Origin of the sequence: Chondromyces apiculatus DSM 436 (assembly GCF_000601485.1) — a bacterium.
GTDB lineage: Bacteria > Myxococcota_A > Polyangia > Polyangiales > Polyangiaceae > Chondromyces > Chondromyces apiculatus.
Genome location: NZ_ASRX01000100.1, coordinates 22,072 through 40,141, shown reverse-complemented (window position 1 = coordinate 40,141; position 18,070 = coordinate 22,072). Strand labels below are relative to the sequence as shown.

At 71.6% G+C, this 18,070-nt stretch carries 14 protein-coding genes; 5 read left to right on the top strand and 9 right to left on the bottom strand.

What is annotated here, in order from left to right; genetic code table 11:
- The coding region (locus CAP_RS39580; RefSeq protein ID WP_044250629.1) for a hypothetical protein at positions 1-486 on the bottom strand (486 nt) is incomplete at its 3' end.
- An 86-nt stretch (positions 487-572) separates the two neighbouring features.
- Here CAP_RS39580 and CAP_RS39575 point away from each other — a divergent pair.
- Positions 573-1,649: a hypothetical protein gene (locus CAP_RS39575; RefSeq protein WP_044250627.1), complete on the top strand. Its 1,077-nt coding sequence runs from the start codon at positions 573-575 to the stop codon at positions 1,647-1,649.
- A 25-nt stretch (positions 1,650-1,674) separates the two neighbouring features.
- On the opposite strand, the gene CAP_RS46595 is transcribed toward CAP_RS39575, so the two are convergent.
- The 5 genes from CAP_RS46595 to CAP_RS39550 all read right to left on the bottom strand — a co-directional run bounded on the left by CAP_RS46595 (position 1,675) and on the right by CAP_RS39550 (position 10,057).
- Entirely contained in the window at positions 1,675-5,778 is a 4,104-nt protein-coding gene (locus tag CAP_RS46595) for a Kelch repeat-containing protein (RefSeq protein WP_156041558.1), read from the bottom strand.
- 115 nt (positions 5,779-5,893) lie between these two features.
- On the bottom strand, positions 5,894-6,499 hold the full coding sequence (locus CAP_RS39565; protein ID WP_044250625.1) for a Uma2 family endonuclease: 606 nt from the start codon (positions 6,497-6,499) through the stop codon (positions 5,894-5,896).
- Between the two features lie 92 nt (positions 6,500-6,591).
- Complete coding sequence (locus CAP_RS39560) at positions 6,592-8,286, bottom strand: AAA family ATPase (protein WP_044250624.1); 1,695 nt, start codon at positions 8,284-8,286, stop codon at positions 6,592-6,594.
- An 8-nt stretch (positions 8,287-8,294) separates the two neighbouring features.
- Positions 8,295-8,723, bottom strand: a complete 429-nt coding sequence (locus tag CAP_RS39555; protein ID WP_044250622.1) for a CBS domain-containing protein — start codon at positions 8,721-8,723, stop codon at positions 8,295-8,297.
- A 38-nt stretch (positions 8,724-8,761) separates the two neighbouring features.
- Positions 8,762-10,057, bottom strand: a complete 1,296-nt coding sequence (locus tag CAP_RS39550; protein ID WP_231511973.1) for a DUF2786 domain-containing protein — start codon at positions 10,055-10,057, stop codon at positions 8,762-8,764.
- Between the two features lie 230 nt (positions 10,058-10,287).
- On the opposite strand from CAP_RS39550, the gene CAP_RS39545 reads away from it, so the two are divergent.
- The 3 genes from CAP_RS39545 to CAP_RS39535 are packed head-to-tail and all read left to right on the top strand — an operon-like array spanning position 10,288 to position 15,534.
- Complete coding sequence (locus CAP_RS39545; protein WP_052376779.1) at positions 10,288-12,420, top strand: sulfatase-like hydrolase/transferase; 2,133 nt, start codon at positions 10,288-10,290, stop codon at positions 12,418-12,420.
- Positions 12,417-14,324: a sulfatase-like hydrolase/transferase gene (locus CAP_RS39540; protein ID WP_081865744.1), complete on the top strand. Its 1,908-nt coding sequence runs from the start codon at positions 12,417-12,419 to the stop codon at positions 14,322-14,324. The genes CAP_RS39545 and CAP_RS39540 overlap by 4 nt, the downstream gene beginning before the upstream one ends.
- Positions 14,325-14,331: 7 nt before the next feature.
- On the top strand, positions 14,332-15,534 hold the full coding sequence (locus CAP_RS39535; RefSeq protein ID WP_231511972.1) for a formimidoylglutamate deiminase: 1,203 nt from the start codon (positions 14,332-14,334) through the stop codon (positions 15,532-15,534).
- Positions 15,535-15,689: 155 nt separating this feature from the next.
- On the opposite strand, the gene CAP_RS39530 is transcribed toward CAP_RS39535, so the two are convergent.
- The 3 genes from CAP_RS39530 to CAP_RS53000 form a co-directional block, all read right to left on the bottom strand.
- Positions 15,690-16,094 carry a hypothetical protein gene (locus CAP_RS39530; RefSeq protein WP_044250621.1) on the bottom strand — a complete coding sequence of 135 codons (405 nt, stop codon included), beginning with the start codon at positions 16,092-16,094 and terminating at the stop codon, positions 15,690-15,692.
- 143 nt (positions 16,095-16,237) lie between these two features.
- Entirely contained in the window at positions 16,238-16,924 is a 687-nt protein-coding gene (locus tag CAP_RS46590) for a hypothetical protein (protein ID WP_052376778.1), read from the bottom strand.
- A gap of 111 nt (positions 16,925-17,035) precedes the next feature.
- Positions 17,036-17,521, bottom strand: a complete 486-nt coding sequence (locus tag CAP_RS53000; RefSeq protein WP_197041550.1) for a hypothetical protein — start codon at positions 17,519-17,521, stop codon at positions 17,036-17,038.
- Here CAP_RS53000 and CAP_RS39515 point away from each other — a divergent pair.
- The gene (locus CAP_RS39515; RefSeq protein WP_044250619.1) at positions 17,514-18,050 is read left to right on the top strand and encodes a hypothetical protein; all 537 of its coding nucleotides are present in this window, start codon (positions 17,514-17,516) and stop codon (positions 18,048-18,050) included. The two genes, CAP_RS53000 and CAP_RS39515, sit on opposite strands and share 8 nt — an antisense overlap.
- Positions 18,051-18,070: the final 20 nt, after the last annotated feature.

The window sequence follows — 18,070 nt, the reverse complement described above, 5'->3', positions numbered from 1 at the left end:
AGGGGGGAACATCCCGGGGGCGGCGGCGCCAGGAGGGGTCGTCGCGGGATCTGGCGCGGCGGTCGGGGAAGGAGCAGGGGGGGCGGGCTCGGGGGGGCGGGGGGGCGCGAGGCCGAGGTCGACGAGGAGGGTGGCGTCGATGGCGCTGGCGATGCCGAGGGCGACGGCAGCGTGGATCTCGGGGCAGGCGACGTCGCGGACTGCGAGGGTGCGCTCACCGAGGACCGTGCCCTCGCGGCGGACGACGAAGCGCACGCCCTCCGGGGTCTCGGCGACCTCGATGGCGAGGCGGGTGTCGAGGTCGCGGGTCTTCAGCCACATGCCGACGTGCTCCGCGAGCTTGCCGCCTTCGAGGCAGCGGTGCGCGCCGAGGGTGATGGCCTCCTCGATGGGTCTCAAGCCCTCCGCGGCATGGGCGATGGAGGCAGAGGAGGCGAGGAGCAGCAGGGCTGCCGTGAGGAGGACCTTGGTCATGTCCTGGGTCACGGGTCCCGCCCGGGGCCTCGTTCAGGGCTGTTTCCAGGGGCACGCAGGGGGGGTCGACGCATCCGGATCAGGAAGATGCATTTTCCGTGAAGCTCGCGGAAGGGGTCGGCCATGAAGGGGGCATGTTCAGCTCAACTTCTTCCCGGAAGCACCTTCTCCTTGCAGCTTGCGCACTCCTCTCCACGGTCACCACGGCGTGCCTGGAGCCCACCGTCATCGGCGGGACCGATTCGTCGGGAGGCGCGGGAGGCGCCGGCGGGTCCGGCGGCGTCAACACCGGCGGAAGCGGCGGCGTCGGCGGCACCGTGACCCCCAGCGGATACGACGGGGTCGTCTTCGACGCCGCGGATGAGCCCTGGGGCGGGGAACCGGGGACGCTCACGCTGGAGCTGGGCTCGGAGACGCCGCTGTGCGCGGACCCGACTCCGTCGGGCGGGAACGGCTGCCCGACCGAGTGGCACCTGACCGTCGTGCTGGGACCGTCGCGGCAGGCGCCTGGGGTGTACATGCTGCCCGATCCGGACATCACCACCAGCTTCACCACCGAGGGCCACGGCCCCGACCCCAACACCTGCATGGCGTCGCTGGGGATGCTGACCGGAGGGACGCTGGAGGTGGTCAGCTCCGACGCCACGGGGCTCTCCGTCACGCTCAGCGGTGTGCCGGAGGTCGAGGTGAACGGCACCCACGACCTGTTCCACTGCGGCGGGGTGGGGCCGGTGGGTCAGACGGAGGCGATCGCGCTGTATGCCAGCCAGTTCCCGCCCGACAACGGCGGGGACTCGTCGTCGTCGACGTCGGGCGGCGGCGTCGATCCCGACACGCTGCACGTGATCCTCGGCAACTACGGGCCGACCTGCGGCGATCCCTTCGGGTTCAACGAGGACTGCACCGTCGCGGAGTGGCACGTGGGCGTGTCGCTGCCGCTCGCGTACCAGACGCCCGGGATCTACGACCTCGCGGACCCGAACCTCAACAGCTTCGCGAGCGAGCAGCTCCCGAGCAACGACCCGGAGATCTGCTCGGGCGGCGGGGGCTCGTTCACCGACGGGACGATCGAGGTGGTGAGCATCCTCCCGACCGAGCTGCTGGTGCGCTTCAACGGCGTGAGCGCGCACGCCAGCGAGCTGCAGCAGGACATCCGCATCCCGCGCTGCCCGTGAGCCGCGCTGGATGACGGGGACCAGCTCACCTGACCATTGTTGAGAGGCAGCGCTGCCGGGTGCGGCGGTGGGCGAGGGCGGCGGCGGCCACGAGCAGCAAGGGCGCGGTGCTCCCACTGCGGGGTGCGTTGCGGGGCGCGTCACGGTCGTCGATGTCGCCAGCGTCGCCAGCGTCGCCAGCGTCACCAGCGTCGCCAGCGTCGCCAGCGTCGACGGTGCTGCCAGGGGTGGAGGCGACGGCGCAGCCACCGCCGTGGAGGCGCAGGGTGCCGTCGCCGCTCAGGCTCGGTCCGGAGTCGCCGCCGCTGCCGGTGCCGGTGCCGGTGGTGGTGGGGGAGCCGCCTCCCTCGCCGGTGGAGCCGCCCTCGCCGGTGGAGCCGCCAGCGCCGCCGCTGCCGGTGGGGTCGCCAGGGAGCTGGCCGGAGAAGCAGCCGCCAGCGATGCACTCGCCGTCGGGGCAAGGGGAGCCGTCGACCTTGAGGAGATCCGCGCAGGAGCCAGTGGCGGCCTGGCAGAGGGCGAAGCGGCAGGCGAGAGGGTTGGGCGGGGGGCAGACGTAGGGGTTACCGCCGGTGCAGACGCCGCTCTGGCAGGTGTCGGTGAGGGTGCAGGCGTTGCCGTCGTCGCAGGGGTCGCCGTCGGAGTTGGCGGGGTCCGTGCAGTCGCACTCATTCCCGACGCCGTCACCGTTGGTGTCGGCCTGACCGGAGTTCGCGAAGGTGGGGCAGTTGTCGGCCGCGTCGAGGACGCCGTCGTCGTCGTCGTCAGGGTCGCAGGCATCACCGAGGCCGTCGGCGTCGGTGTCCTTCTGGGGGGTGTTGGCGACCTCCAGGCAGTTGTCGTTCTCGTCGGGGATGCTGTCGCCGTCGAAGTCGCTCTGGCAGGTGCCGGCGAGGCAGGCGCCCGAGGCGCACTCGCGGGCGAGGGCGCAGTGAGCGCCGTTGGGCTTGTAGGACTCACAGGCGCCGTTCATGGTGCAGTAGTACTCGACGGTGCACTGGAGGTCGGTGTTGCAGCTCGTGCGGCAGGCGCTGCCGGCGCAGCGGTAGCTGCCGCAGGACTGGAAGGACTCGACGCAGGCGCCGAGGCCGTCGCACTGGAAGGTGAAGAGGGTGCTGGAGCCGTTGCAGGAGGTGGCGCCGCAGGAGAGGCCTTGGGGCTGCTGCTGGCAGGCGCCGCTGCCATCGCACTGGCCGGTGTTGCCGCAGGCGTTGCCGTCGGGGAAGCAGTCTTCGCCGGGGTCGGTGCCGGCGGCGATGGGGCCGCACTGGCCGTCGGTGCCGCTGCCCTTGATGGCGGCAGTGCAGGCGAGGCAGGGGCTGTCGCAGGCGGCGTTGCAGCAGACGCCGTCGGCGCAGAAGCCGGTGCTGCAGTCGGCGGCGGTGGTGCAGGGGGTGCCTTCGCCAGGGGCGGTGGCGCCGTAGAGATCGGCGCTGGCGAGGGGGTCGCTGCCCGAGTAGCCGCCAGCGACGAGGACGGTGCCGTCCGGCAGGAGGGTCGCCGTGTGGCCGAGGCGGGCTTCGTGCATGGTGCCTTCCGGGGACCAGAGGGAGGTCAGGGGGCTGAAGGCAGCGGCGCTCGAGGTCGAGAAGATGGTGCCGATGCGACCGCCGGCGAGGAGGACGCGCGCGCCAGGCAGAAGGGTCGCCGTGTGGAAGGAGCGCGCAGAGTGGACGGTGCCCACCATGGTCCAGGTGCCGTTTACAGGGTCGTACAGCTCGGCAGTCGTGGGGGGTTCGCCGAGGTTCGCGCTGCCGCCGGTAAGCGTGAGGGAGGCGGCGACCGTCTTGTCACCGGCGACGAGGACGGTGCCATCCGGGAGGAGGGTGGCCGTGTGGCTCTGCCGCGGGTTGAGCATGGGAGCGGCGGGAGTCCAGGTGTCGTCCGCAGGGTTGTAGATCTCGGCCGTGCTGGTGGTGCTGCCCTGGGAATAGCCGCCCGTGACGAGGACGCGGTCGTCGGCGAGCCTCGTGGCCGTGTGGGACTCGCGGGCGGTGCTCATGGGCGAGGTGGGAATCCACTGATTCATCGCTGGCTGGTAGCGGACGGCGGACGAGGTAGAGCCCGCAGTTCCGGCGCCACCTGCGATGAGGACCAGGCCTCCAGGGAGCAAGGTGGCGGTGTGGCGCTCGCGGGCCTCGGTGTCGATCAGCGGGGCAGCGTCGCTCCAGGCGCTCGTCGCCGGATCGTAGATCTCCGCGCTCGGGAGGAGCGCCCCGGCCGCGGTGCCAGCGACGACCAGCAGCCGGCCATCGGCGAGGAGCGTGGCGGTGTGGCGGGCGCGCGCCTGGTTCATCGGAGCGGCGCCGGTCCAGGTGGCCGTCAGCGGGTCGTACAGCTCCGCCTGGATGAGAGCGTCGCTGGTCCCTGCGCCGCCAGCGACGAGAACCCTGCCGCTCCCCAGGAGGGTGGCGGTGTGCTCCGCCCGCGCGTGGAGCATGGAGGACGTGGGCGACCACGGGTTCGGAGAGGAAGGCTCGTACAGCTCGGTGCCCGGCGCGGAGCCGCCCGTGACGAGGACCCTGCCGTCCATGAGGAGGGTGGCTTGGTGGAGGGTGCGCGGGACGTTCAGCGCGGGGGCGCTCGACCAGGTGCTCAGCACAGGATCGAAGAGTTCGGCGCTGGCGAACACTTCGCTGTTCGCGTCGAAGCCTCCCGTCAGGAGGACCTGGCCATCGTCGAGGCGCGTGGCGGTGTGGAAGGCGCGATTGCCGATGAGGGGGGGCGTCAGCGTCCATCCGTTCGTGGACGGGTCGTACAGCTCTGCGGTGCCGGAGTGGACGTCGATGTTCCGTCCGCCAGCGATGAGGACGCGGCCGTCGTCGAGGAGGGTGGCCGTGTGGGACTCGCGGGCTTCCGTCATCGCCGGGACGGCGGACAAGGTGTCGGTGGAAGGATCGTACAGCTCGGCGAGCGCCAGGGAGATCCCGTTCTGGGAGCCGCCGGTGATGAGGACGCGGCCGTCCGAGAAGGGGGTGGCGGTGTGTCCCAAGCGGGCCTGGATCACGGAGGACGCGAGGGTCCATGTGTCGAGGGTAGGGTCGTACAGGAAGAGGGTCCCGAGTTCGACACTCGCGGAGTTGATACCGCCGGCGACGAGGACGCGGCCAGCGCCGACGGCGGTGGCGGTGTGGTTCCAGCGGCCGCCGGCGAGGGGAGCGGCGGCGGTCCAGGTGTCGGCGGCAGGGTCGTACAGCTCGGAAGGCCCGTCGCCTCCTGCGACGAGGATATCGCCGTTGTCGAGGAGGGTGGCGGTGTGGCCAATGTGTGGCTGGAGCATGGGAGAGACGAGCGTCCAGGTGTCCGTCCCAGGGTCGTACCGCTCGGCGCTCGCCAGCACGCCCGAGATGCCGAGGCCGCCGGTGACCAGGACCTCGCCGCCGGGGAGGAGCGTCGTGGTGTGCCCCTGGTCGCGCTCCTCGTTCATGGGGGCTACCGAGAGCCACAGGGGGTCGACGAGCGCGAGCTGGTCACCGGCGTCGACGCGCAAGGCGACGCGGGCGCCCTGGGCTTCGAGGCGGACAGGGAGCGCGCTGCCGCTCGCGGCGAAGGCGCGCGGGGCCGTCACGCGCATGCGGGTGCGCCCTTCGGGGTCGAGCAGCTCCACGTCGTCGCCGCGCTGGCGCAAGGTAGCGCCCTCCACCTCCCAGGTCACGGTGTCCGCGCCGGGGTCGAGGAGGAGCCACTCCTCGATGCCGCCCGCCTCGGTGCGCCAGAAGGAGGCACCGCCGGCCCGGTCGTAGCTCACCGCGCCGTCGACGACCGCGCCGGCGCCCACGACGCCCGTCTCACGCACGCGCACCGAGAAGCCGCCGCGCGCCACGAGGCGAAGCCAGCCCTGGCCTTCCTGGGGGAGCTCGGCGCGGAGGCGCTGCCAGGTGCCGCGCGGTCCGGGTGTGCCCAGCGCGAAGCCGGTGGAGGTCACGGCTGGCGCGTCCCCGGTGGCGCTGCCAAGCACCTCGTCGGCGTGCGCGGGGAAGCGTTGCCGGACCCTGTCCGCGGCAGCGCCTCCCGCGCTGTCGCCCGCGGCGCAGCCCAGCGCGGAGAGCAACATCATCACCAGCATGGCCCCGAGGACCACGTTCATCAGCCACCGACCAAGCCCGCCACCCATGGACCACCTCGACATGCAGAGGCGAATCTCTCACGGGCGGTAGGGCGCGAGCCACTGGGGTCGCCAGAGGCTGGTGGACCCGGTGGCCCAACCGGACTCCCGGGGGTCCATCCTGGCAGGCGTCGCGACGTCAGGTCCCGGGTGCCGCGTCCCCTTCTGGCGCCACGCCCTCCCACCAGCCCGCCAGTTCCAGCGCGATGTCGGCGAAGGGCTGGGCACGGACCACCTCGTCGTCGGCGAATGCCTGCTGCTGCTCGTACCACCCGCTGGCGTTGAGGTGGAAGACTTCGAGGGTGCGCAGCAGAGGGTCGACGAGCCACAGCCAGGGCACGTTCGCGGCGGCGTACATCGGCATCTTCCGGATGCGATCGTGGGCCGCCGTCGAGGGTGACAGCACCTCGCACAGCCAGTCGGGCGCGATGGTGATGGCCGGGGCGCGCGGCATCTGCGGCACCCGCTCCCTGCGCCAGCCGGCGAGGTCGGGGACGAGCACGTGCGGCCCGAGGTGCAGCCTGGGATCCACGTAGATGTGCCAGCCTCCGGGGCCACCTCGACCTCGCCCGAAGGGAGTGATCAAGTCGGCAGCGAGGTACGAGGCAGCGTTCGTGTGCGGCGTCGCCGGGCGCGGGAAGGTGTACAGCACGCCGTGGAGAAGCTCCGCGACGAGGTGCTCCGGGACGGCGTCGAGATCGGCGTACGTGGCGGGTCGATGCTGCTTCTCGGCGGGCTGTCCCATCGTGGTACCGCGAGAGAGTACCCTGCTCGCGGCATGAACGCAGCGCCAAGGCTGCGCGGAGCCCACCCAGCTCCGCAGCACGACCACGCCGTTCAGAGCGAGGCTGCAGCGACGCGGACCCGCTTTCCATCGAAGGCCACGGCGAGCTGGTGGATGGGGGTGGCCCCTGCGGCCCTCAGCTCGGCGGCGTAGTCTGCGCGCTGGAGCTGGTCGATGCCCTCCTCCAAGGCCTGCTCCAGCGTCTTGCGACCAGCGCGGGCCACCTTCAGCTCCAGCACCACGCCAGGGTGTCCGGGCTGGGCGGAGCGAATGAGCACGTCGGGGCGGCCGTGGCCGGATTCGCGGTTGGAGCGGACCTGGTAGGCCGGCTCCAGCGCGGCGAGGAGGCCGACGAGGAAGGCCTGGTAGATGCGCTCGGGGTCGCGGGGGTGGAGGTCGTGGTGGGAGAGGAGGTCGGCGGTGAAGGCCTGGAGCTGCGCTTCGACGCGCTCGGCGTCGCCGTCGAGGAGGGCGCTGGTGAGGCGACGGATGCTGCCGCCGTGCGCCTTGAGGCGGTCCTCCAGCCAGTCGCGGAAGGTGGTGGTGTAGACCTCGCGCACTTCGCGGTTGGGGATGGAGAGACGGTAGGGGGGCTCCTCGCCGGGCTGGCCGTGGCCGGGTTCGGCCTTGAGGTAGCCAGAGAAGACGAGGAGGCTCCAGAGGGCGTCTTCGCGGTCGTCGAGGTGCGCGAGGGCGACGTGCTCGTCGAGGCGACGCTCGATGGCGCCGCCTTCGAGGAGGGTCTGGAAGTCGTCTTCGAGGGTCAGGGCGTGCTGCTGGAGAAGCTCGCGGGTGAGGTCGTTGCCGCTGGTGTTGATCCAGTAGCCGCGCAGGAGCTTGTCCTCGCGGTCGAGGAAGCTGAGGATCGACCAGGGGTTGTAGATGGTCTCGCCGCCGAAGCGGTAGCCGTCGTACCAGGCGCGCACCGGGTCGCGGAGGTCGCTGCGGCCGGCGCTGGCGAGGAGGGAGGTGACCTCGTCCTCGGTGAAGCCGAAGCAGGTGCGCATCTCGGTGGCGAGCAGGGTGTAGACGGCGAGGTTGTTGAGGCCGGAAAAGATGTTCTCGCGGGCGACGCGGAGGACGCCGGTGAGGACGGCCTTGAAGAGGTGGGGGTTGCCCTTGAGAGCCTCGGTGAGGAAGGCGCGGGAGAAGTCGAGGATCTGGGGGAGGTAGCCGCCGACATGGGCGGCGTGGAGGGGCTCGTCGTACTCGTCGAGGAGGAGGATGACGCGCTCGCCGTGGCGGCGGTGCAGGTAGGCGGAGAGGTCGAGGAGGGCCCGGGTGTAGGTCGCCCAGCTCGCGGTGCCGTCGAGCACGGCGCGGTAGTCGGCTTGCTCGCGGTCGCTGAGGAGGCCGGCGTCGAGGAGGCTGCGGTGCTCGTCGAAGAGGACTTCGAGCTTCTTGCGGAGGGCGTCCCAGCACTGGTCGTAGGTGGCGGCCTTGGTGCCCTTGAGGGAGAGGGAAATGACCGGGTAGCGCTGGAAGTGGGCGCGGACGTGGGGCCCGGCTTGCCAGATGCGGAGGTCGGCGAAGAGGGACGAGAGGTCCTCGTCGCGGCACTCGAAGAACCAGCGCAGCATGCTGAGGTTGAGGGTCTTGCCGAAGCGCCGGGGGCGCGGGAGGAGCAGGACCTGGACGCCTTCCTTGTCGAGCAGCTCGGCGATGAAATGGGACTTGTCGACGTAAGCGAGGCCGTCCTCGCGCAGGCGCCGGAAGTCGTCGATGCCGATCGCGGGGCGCAGGGGCATGGGGCGGGTCAGCGGCTCTCGGTGGCGTCGACGTTGTCGCGGATGCCGACGCCGAGGTCGGCGAGCTCCTGGGTGAGGAGGGAGAGGAGGTCGTCGGCGGTGACGATGCCGGTGACCTTGCCGCCTCCGTCGACGATGGGGAGGCGGCGGACGCAGCGATCGCGCATGAGGCGGAGGGCGGTCTCGATGCTCTCGTCGCGGGCGACGGTGGTGGGGTCGTAGGTGACGACGGTCTCGACGCGGGTGGTTGCAGGGTCGAGGCCTTCGGCGATCACCCGGAGGACGAGGTCGCGGTCGGTGACGATGCCGATGACGCGGCCCTCGCGGACCACGACCACGGCGCCGATGTGGAAGTCACGCATGCGACGGGCCACGTCGGCGGTGGTGTCGGAGAGCTCGGCGACGACGGCGCCTCGCTCGTAGCGGCTCAGGGACATGGGAGGGAGTATGGCACGGGACGCGGGCAGGCAGCCGCTCAGCCGCGCTTCGGCGGGAGCATGAGGCCGCGGCGGGACTCGCCTTCGAGCGGTGGGCGGAGGTCGATGCGGCGGCCGGCTTCGCGGCCGTGGGCGTGGGCCTCGGTGCGCTGGTTGCCGGTGTGCTTGACGTGGTGCACGTGGGGGTAGCGGGTGCGGTAGAAGCTCTGGAGGTCGGCGTCCTGGACCCAGACGAGGCCTTTCGAGATCTCGCGCTTGCGCTCCGTGTTGAGCTTTTCGAGGAAGCCGAGCATCACGCCGGCGAGGAAGGTGCGGCGGTCGCGGTTCCCCTGGATGCGCTGGTCGCGCTTGTGGGCGAGCCAGAGCTGCTCGGCAGTGTGGAGGAGGAAGGCGTGCACATAGGCGGCCATCTCCAGGTTGGCCGGGGTGCCGCAGATCTCCATGACGCTGCCGCGCTTGCCTTCGAGGGGGAGGTAGACGGGGACCCAGATGACCTCGACGAAGAAGTGCTTGCCGAGGATGCCGCTGACGATGCGCTCGCTCTCGGTGACGCGGCCGGTGGGCTTGCCGAGGTGGCGGAAGCTGTAGCGGCGGGTGGCGCGGGCCTGCTCGAGGTCGAGGTTGTACTTGAGCATGAGGCGCTGGGCCGCGGCCATGGCGGACTCGGCCTCGTGGACGTTGGCGCTCTCGGCAAGGGCCATGAGGCGGGCGATGCGTTCGAGGATGCGGTTCTCCTCGGCGCTGGTGACGGCCGTGGGCATGCCGGCAGCGAGGGCGTCGATGCCGAGCTTCTCGCAGACCTCGCGGAAGCGGGGGCCGTGCGCGGTCTCGGAGGTGACCTTGAGGACCTCGAAGACGTACTGGTGCGCCATCTCGTGCTTGAGGACCTCGACGACGACGCCCCAGGGCTTCTCCAGGACGAGGCGGCGCGAGATCTCGATGGCGCGGGCGTCGGAGATCCAGCGCCCGAGGCGGCCCGTGGCGTCCGAGAGGAGGATGGAGGGGGGCTGCAGCTTGCGGCGGAAGTGGCTGTAGTTGACCTGCTGGTAGGTCGCCATCAGCTCGCGCACGAGGGCGGCTTCGAGGTCGGCGCTGAGCTGCTTGACGTCGTCGGAAGCTTCGGAGGCTTCGGAGGCTTCGGAGGCTTCGGAGGGTGGCGAGGCTTCCGTGCGATCTGGCCGGGCCGGCGCGGGGTCGGGAGATGCGGCGCGGGGCTCGTCGGTCGGGGTGGCCGAGGATGCCGGGAGGGGGATGGGAGAGGGTGACGATGCAGGGGGAGCGTCGGTCCGCGCGCTGGTCCGCGCGTCGAGCGGGAGAGAGAGCTGCTGGGGCATGCGCGGTGAGGGGTCGTAGCGCAGGGCGCGCAGGCACGTCGAAGCATTTCTGGTGCGCCAGAAGTGCGGGGTCCGCCTGGCAGGAGCAGCGGGAGAGAGTTGCGGGAAGGGGGGGCTTTGTTGCCGGCAAACAAGCAGGGCTTCGGTCAAATCGGGAGACAATCCGGTGACGGGCGGGCGACACCCTGGTTCCAGGGCAGGAGAATCCTGGCTAGGCTTGCGCCCCCGACGTGCGAAACAACGTGCTCACCCCCGAGTTGCAGAACGGTGGTCCCGCCTCCGCGCCCCGGCGTGGCCGCGGCAAGGTGGCGCGGCTGCGTGGGGTCGCGCGTACGCGGCGGATCCTCTCCAGGCTGGTGCTGCTCTTGCCGGCGCTGCTCGTGGTGGTGGTGGACGTGTGCCTGCGGGCGGACCGGCTCGCAGAGCTGGGTGGGATCCACGTGGTGAGCTACCTGGGCGCGGTGGTGGAGAGCGCGGCGCTGTGGGGGCTCCTGCTGTACGCGGCGTCGAGCCGGAGGCGGGCGCTGCGCTGGGCGGCGAGCGCGCTGTTCGTGGGGTTCGCGTCGCTCGCGGTGGGGGGGCAGCTCTACTTCCACCGGCAGTATGCGACGTACCTGAACCTCGATGCGACGCTGTTCGGGACCTCGCTCGCGGAGAGCCTGTTCAGCCAGCTCGGGGCCGACGGGAAGAACTTCCTGCAGTCGATGCTGCTGCCGGCGCTGGGGGCGTCGGCGCTGCTCTGGATGGCGCGGCGGGTGGTGCGGCCGCGGCGCACGGTGACGTCGCGGATCGCGCTGGTGGCGGCGCCGGTCGCGGCGGTGGCGGTGTTCTTCGTGCCCTGCTCGTACCGGAAGGTGCAGGCGTCGACGCCCGACGTGATCTACTTCCACGCGGTGGGCGGGCTGGTGAAGGAGATCGCGGGCGGGGGGACGACGGCGCAGATCCGGCCAGGGCTCAGGAAGGTGCCGGCGATGCCCCTGGCGTCGGCGCGGCAGGCGGCGCCGCGGAACGTGCTGTTCATCCTCACGGAGAGCGTGCGCGCCGATGCGGCGTGCTCGGCGCCCGGAGGGGCAGAGCGGCCAGGGGAGGCGCCGGCGGGGCGCGGGGCTTGCCAGGCGACGCCGGAGGTGGACGCGGCGCTGCCGAAGCGGTTCCCGCTGACGCAGATGCGGTCGAACGCGTCGACGACGGCGATCGGGCTCGCGGTGCTGTGGTCGGGGCTGCAGCCCATCGCGTCGCGGGACGATCTGCACGGGTATCCGCTGCTGTTCGACTACGCGCGGAGCGCCGGGTTCGACGCGGCGTACTGGACCAGCCACCACATGATGTTCGCGAACTCGCGGCTCTACGTGCAGGACCTGCCGACCTCGCACCAGTGCGGGGCGACGGAGCTGGATCCGCTGGCGGACATCGATCTCGGGGCGGACGATCGGCTGCTCGCGCAGCGGGTGGCGGGGGAGCTGCCGCGGATGCGGGAGCCGTTCTTCGCGGTGGCGCACTTCGGCAACACCCACGTGCCGTACCTGGAGGACCCGGAGGACGCGCCGTTCCAGCCGTCGACGACGAGCAAGGCGCCCGAGGACAACGAGGGGTACCGGAACCTGTACCTGAACGCGGTGCACCGGCAGGACAAGGCGATCGCGTCGCTGATCCGGGCGGTCCGGAGTGCGCCCTACGGGGAGCGGACGGTGATCGTGTTCACGTCCGACCACGGGGAGGCGTTCCGGGAGCACGGGCAGCTCGGGCACACGGGGGCGGTGCTCGACGAGGAGATCCGGGTGCCGGCGTTCATCGATGCGCCGGAAGGAGCGCTGCGCGCGGACGAGGCGCAGTCGCTCAGGACGGCGCGCGACGAGCTGGTGTTCCACACCGACGTGACGCCGACGGTGCTCGATCTGCTGGGGCTCTGGGAGGAGCCGGCGTTCGCGCAGTACCGCGAGGCGATGGTGGGCAGGAGCCTCTTGCGGCCGCTGGGGGGGCCGGCGACGGTGGCGCTCACCAACTGCACGGGCATCTGGGGCTGCGCGTTCCGGAACTGGGGGATGATGCGCGGCTCGCGGAAGCTGGAGGCGCGGGAGTGGGACCGGGAGTGGCACTGCTACGACGTGCTCGACGATCCGAAGGAGGAGCGCGATCTCGGGGCAGCGGCGTGCGGGGAGTTGCCAGCGCTGGCCGCGGCGATCTACGGGGGGCCTCCGGGGAGCGAGGCGGCGCTGGCGATGCCGAACGATCCAGGGCCGGGGGTGCTGCCCCGGAAGCGGTTGCCGCCCACGGCGCTGCAGGGTGACGCGCGGGATCCGGAGGTGCAGCCGCCACGGCCGGCGGAGCCCGCGGGAAGGCGCAAGGGTCGTCCAGCGCCGTGAAGGATCGGAGCGACCCGGCAAAGGGTCGGCGTGGTGTCCCGGCGGCGGTCGTGCTGCTCGCGCCGGGGGTGATCCTGCTGGCCTCGGATGTGGTGCGGCGGTGGAGGCACATCCACACGTTCGATCGGATCCACGCGCTCGGGTACGCGGCGACGGTGGCGGCGTCGCTGGTGGTCTGGGCGCTCCTGCTGCACGCGGCGTCGCCACGGCGCGGGGTGGTGCGGCAGGTGGCGGCGGGGGTGTTCGTCGCCTTCTTCACGCTCGCGGCAGGGGTGCAGGGGGCCTACCACGGGCTCTACAACCTCTACTGCTCGCACGACTCGCAGATCCACTCGGCGTCGATCCCGTGGTCGGTGGTGTGCACGCTGCCACTCTCCCGGGTGGGGGTGATCCTGCACCTGGGGGTCGCGTTCGGGCTGGCGCTGCTCCTGGTGCACCTCGGGCGGCGGTGGGTGGAGCCGCGGTTCGTGACGTGGGTGGTGAGCACGTCGCTGGCGCCGCTGGCGCTCGCGGGGATGACGCAGGTGCCGGTGAGCTACCGGCTGTGGCAGTCGTCGATGCCGGACTTCATCTACGTGCACGGGATGACGTCGGTGGTGAAGGAGCACCTCGGGATCATCAACGACTCGCCGGATCGGCGGGTGCAGCGGCGGTCACCGGAGGCGGTGCCGAAGCTCACGGCGAGCCCGGCGCGGCCGCGGAACGTGCTGTTGATCCTGCAGGAGAGCCTGCGGTTCGACGTGACGTGCGTCGATCCGGATCCGGCGTGCACGCTGGCGACGCCGTTCTCGAACAGCGCGGCGCCGGACCGGCTCCCGCTCCTGCAGATGCGGGCGCACGACTCGACGACGGCGATCTCCATCTCCAACCTGTGGAGCGGGGTCTCGCCGACGGAGCGCTTCGAGACGCTGCACCGGGTGCCGCTCGTGTGGGACTACGCGCACGCGGCAGGGTGGGACACGGCGTACTGGACGAGCCAGCACACGGAGTTCGGGAACATGCGGCTCTACCTGCAGGACATCCCGGTGTCGCACCGGGCGACGGGGCCGCAGCTCGATGCGCGCGCGGACCTGGACTACGGGGCGTACGATCGGTTGCTCACGGACCGGGTGGTGGAGGAGTTCGGGGAGCTGCAGGAGCCGTTCCTGGCGGTGGTGCACTACTCGAACGTCCACTACCCGTACCACTTCGATCCGGAGCACGCGCCGTTCCAGCCGAGTGAGATGAACAAGTCGGCGGAGAAGAACGAGAGCTTCCGCAACTACTACAAGAACGTGGTGTACCTCTCGGACATGGCGGTGGGGAGGCTCATCGATCACGTGCGCTCCACCGAGGCCGGCAAGCGGACAGTGATCGTGTACACGGCAGATCACGGGGAGTCGTTCCGGGAGCACTGGCAGCTCGGGCACACGAGCTCGCTCTACGACGAGGAGATCCGGGTGCCGACCTGGGTCGATGCGCCGGCAGGGACGCTTGCGCCGGAGGAAGAGGCGAGCCTGCGGGACGCGCGGGACGATTTCGTGTGGCACCTCGACCTGGCGACGACGCTGCTGGATCTGGTGGGGGTGTGGGACGATCCGGCGCTCGCGCCGTTCCGGGCGCGGATGCCCGGGCTGCCGGTGACGAGGCCGGGGCGGAACCTGGGGCCGATGCCGCTCACGAATTGCACCTGGGTGTGGGAGTGCGAGTTCCGCAACTGGGGCATGATGCAGGGGCCCATGAAGATCGAGGCGCGGGAGTGGGACGGGGAGTTCCACTGTTTCGACGTGCTGAAGGACCCGGACGAGGTGCACAACCTCGGCGAGGAGGCCTGCGCGCCGTTGCCGGACGTGGCGCGGGCGCTGTTCCACGACATGCCCATCGTGACGCCGCCAGGGCGGACGGCGGTGGACTGGGGAAAGTGAGGCGAGGATGATCCGGGTGACCAGCCGATCCGTGGAGCTGCCCGCGCTGGCGAGCGCGCACTCGCACGCCTTTCAGCGGGGGATGCGGGGCGAGGCGCAGCGCCCAGGAGACGCGGGGCAGGACGACTTCTGGTCGTGGCGGACCGCGATGTACGGGCTCGCCGACGCGCTGACGCCGGAGTCGATCTACGAGATCTCGCTGGTGGCCTACCGGGAGCTGCGTGAGGCGGGGGTGCGGACGGTGGGCGAGTTCCACTACGTGCACCACCAGCAGGGCGGGGTGCCGTACGCGGAGCGGACGGTGCTGGCCGACGCGGTGATCCAGGCGGCGCGGGCGGCAGGGATCCGGGTGGCGCTGCTGCGGGTGATCTACGCGCGCGCGGGGGCGGGGAAGGCGCCGGAGGGGGCGCAGCGGCGGTTCTGCGATGCGACGCTGGAGGCGGCCATCGCCGACGTGGAGGCGCTCAGGGCGCGCTACGCGGGGGCCGAGGACGTGGTGATCGGCGTGGCGCCCCACAGCGTGCGGGCGGTGCCTCCGGACTGGCTGCCGGAGATCGCGGCGTACGCGGCGAGGCACGCGCTGCCGCTCCACATGCACGTGGCCGAGCAGCCGGCGGAGATCGCGGCGTGCCTGGCAGAGACGGGGCGGCGGCCGGTGGAGCTGCTCGCGGACCGGGGGGTGCTGTCGGAGCGGTTCGTGGCGGTGCACGCGACGCACCTGGCACCGCACGAGCCGGCGCTGCTCGGTCAGGCGAACGCTTTCGCCTGTCTGTGCCCGACGACGGAGCGGGACCTGGGCGATGGGCTGCCCGACGTGACGGCGCTGCGGGCAGCGGGGGTGCGGCTGTGCACGGGGGTGGACAGCCACGTGATGAGCGATCCGTTCGAGGACATGCGCGCGGTGGAGCTGGGGGAGCGGCTGCGCACGGGGAGGCGGGTGACGCTGCGGAGGAGCGGAGGTGGGGGTGTTGCAGAGGGGGGAGGCGGTGGGGAGGAGGGGCGCCTCGACGAGGGGCGCTCGCCGGCGGAGGAGCTGTGGCGGGTGGGGTCGCAGCTCGGGGCAGAGGCGTGCGGGTTCGCCGACGCGGGCGGGACGATCAGCATCGACAGGGCAGCGCCTCAGCTCGCGCTGGTGCGCGAGGAGCGGCTGCTCGATGCGATCGTGTTCAGCGGAGGTCCCGCGCTCGTGATGGGGTACTGCGTCCCCTGAATCAGGGGCCTGTGGGCCCCTACGCTCCCGGTGGTCGCTACCCTGGTGTTCTGCAGACCGCAGAGCCAGGGATCAGGGGACCAGCTTGGGGAACAGGGGATGAGGGGGCGGCGTGGTGCGCGGGAGGCGCCGTCGCGGCCGTCGGGCGGGGAGGACTACTTGGCCTCGACCTCGATCTTGACGGCGGCCGTCTCGGGGACGCAGTCGTTCGAGGTGCAGGTCGCGATCTTCAGCTCGCCGGTGATGGTCTTCTTGCCGGCGGCGGCCACCGTGTAGGCGACCTCGAAGGCGGCGCCCTTCTCGGAGTACTTCTTCCAGTCGGCCTTGGTGAGGGAGGCCTTGTCGATGGTCACGCCGTCGGGGGCGGTGAGCTTCACCTTGGCGGGGTACTCCATGTTGAGCTTGCGACCCGCCGTGGGCTCCACGGTCACCAGAGCGACCGTCTTCGCGCCGACCTTGGCCGTCACGCCCTCGTACTTCAGGGTGGTCTGGTTGTCGCCGGCGAACGCGGTCCCGGCGAAGGTCACGAGCAGAGCAGCGAGCGCAAAAGCCTTGTTCATAGGGTCCTCTTCAGTCCTTGTTCGTCACGCCTCGTGGAGTCGTGAGCAGTGTACACCGGGTGGGGCACGGCTCTCGACCGATGCGATGCGTTCGACGTCGGAGACCAGCGAGGTATTCACCGAAAACAGCAGGGGAAAACTCTTCAGGGGACACAGGACTGGCGCGCCAGCCGGCGGGTGTTATTCGGCGCGTAGCGCGGGGCGCGCGGGGCGCGGGGCGCGGCGAGCTGCTTTCGTCGTACTTCTGCTGCCAGGTCGAACACGGCGCGCACGTTGCGGATCCCGACGAAGCTCGGCGGCTCCAGGCCCTGCAGTCCGGGCCAGCTCAGTCCCTGCAGCGCGCCCGGGCCGACGCCGAAGCGGATGGTCCCCCATCCGAAGAAGCCCTCGCGCAGCTCCATGGGCAGCCGCTCGCCCAGCGCGACGGAGACCACGCGTCCGCCAGCGCCTCCTTCGATGACGATCGCGCGTCGGTCGGTGAGCGCGTAGAGGGTGCGGGCCCTGCGAAGCACGTCGACCACGAAGCGGCCGACGAGGAGGTGGACGGCGAAGATGCCGCAGGGGATGCCCACGAAGTGGAACCAGAAGGGGCCGTGGAAGAGGAGGAGCATCGCCTCCCAGATCACCGCGAAGACACCCCACACGAGGCCGAAGGCGATCAGGTACGCATCGGCCAGGGAGAAGCGCACGCCGCGGCTGGGGCGGCCTGCCCAGAGGAGCTGCTCGTCAGGGCCGAGCTCCTGCTCCACGGCGCTCCACGCGGTGGAGGCGCGGGGGCGCGGGGTCGAGAGGGTCTGGCGGTACGGTCCCGTCGGCAGGTGGCGACCCATGCTTCAAGTGTAGGGGCGCACCTGGCCGCGAGCACCCCGCCGTGGTCGATCCTGGTCGGTTCCTCGTCCACGGGTCCGGTCGGCGTGGCTTGCTGAAGGTGGCTGGGTCCACTATCCGAAGATCATGCGCTCCTCGCGTCTGCCCACGCTGCTGGTCCTGGGGTCCGTGGTCCTCGCCCAGCCGACCTTCGCCCAGACCTCGCCTTCGCCGCCGCCTCCCGCGCCGTCGAATCCGCCGACGCCTTCGAAGCCGCCGAAGCCGCCCGTGCAGCCGGCGCCGCCGACGCCTCCGGCGCCGAGCCCGGCGCCGACACCTCCCCCGCCGACGCCGCCTGCACCTACCCCGGCTCCCCCTACCCCGCCGGCTCCCCCTACCCCGCCGGCACCTCCGGTTCTCCCGGGTCCTCCGGCGCCAACGCCTCCGGCGCCCTCGACGCCCACGCCGGCTCCTCCGGCGCCGCCTGCGCCGTCGACGCCAACGCCCGGGCCCACGCCGAAGCCGCCCGGCAACACGCCGCGGCCGACCCAGCCCACGCCCACGGTCCCCTCCCCTACCCCGTCACCGCCGCCGACGAAGGGGACGCCGCGGGTGCACATCGAGGCGGACCGGCCCGGGGTGAAGCTGCTGCGCATCGATGGGGTGATCTCGGATGACGAGGGGGAGGCGATCCTGGTGCGCACGGCGTGCGTGGCGCCCTGCGATAAGGTGGTCGAGGGCCGCAAGGGGCAGAGCTTCTTCGTGGGGGCGCCCGGGATGATGCCGTCGCGCGGGTTCGGCCTGGAGAGCTACCACGATGACCTCACGGTGCACGTGGACGGCGGGAGCATGGCGGCGCGACAGGGCGGCTACCTGGCCAGCGCGCTGGGAGGCGTGGCGATGGCAGGGGGCGGGATCATGCTGGCGTTCGGGTACGGGGGGAGCGACAGCAGGCTGAGCGACGGCAAGATCGTGGAGGGGCGCAACCCGGCGCTCACCACGGGAGGGTTCGTCGCGATCGGGGCGGGCGCGGCGGTGCTCGCCACGGGGATCGTGCTCGTCGCCACGAACAGCACGAGCATCGAGCTGGTGTCGGCGACGCCGCGCTCGGCAGGGGTGCGCTTCGAGGGTGGTCGCGTGGTGTTTTGAGTCTCGACGAGGGGACGCGC

What these genes read in the sequence shown, in the direction of transcription:
- CAP_RS39560 (WP_044250624.1), bottom strand. Translation starts at nt 8,286, where the DNA reads ATGCCCCTGCGCCCCGCGATCGGCATCGACGACTTCCGGCGCCTGCGC.
- CAP_RS46590 (WP_052376778.1), bottom strand. Translation starts at nt 16,924, where the DNA reads ATGGGTCGCCACCTGCCGACGGGACCGTACCGCCAGACCCTCTCGACC.
- CAP_RS39550 (WP_231511973.1), bottom strand. Translation starts at nt 10,057, where the DNA reads ATGCCCCAGCAGCTCTCTCTCCCGCTCGACGCGCGGACCAGCGCGCGG.
- CAP_RS46595 (WP_156041558.1), bottom strand. Translation starts at nt 5,778, where the DNA reads ATGTCGAGGTGGTCCATGGGTGGCGGGCTTGGTCGGTGGCTGATGAAC.
- CAP_RS39565 (WP_044250625.1), bottom strand. Translation starts at nt 6,499, where the DNA reads ATGGGACAGCCCGCCGAGAAGCAGCATCGACCCGCCACGTACGCCGAT.
- CAP_RS53000 (WP_197041550.1), bottom strand. Translation starts at nt 17,521, where the DNA reads ATGTGCACCCGCGGCGTCCCCTTCGTCGGCGGCGGTGACGGGGTAGGG.
- CAP_RS39530 (WP_044250621.1), bottom strand. Translation starts at nt 16,094, where the DNA reads ATGAACAAGGCTTTTGCGCTCGCTGCTCTGCTCGTGACCTTCGCCGGG.
- CAP_RS39555 (WP_044250622.1), bottom strand. Translation starts at nt 8,723, where the DNA reads ATGTCCCTGAGCCGCTACGAGCGAGGCGCCGTCGTCGCCGAGCTCTCC.
- CAP_RS39535 (WP_231511972.1), top strand. Translation starts at nt 14,332, where the DNA reads ATGATCCGGGTGACCAGCCGATCCGTGGAGCTGCCCGCGCTGGCGAGC.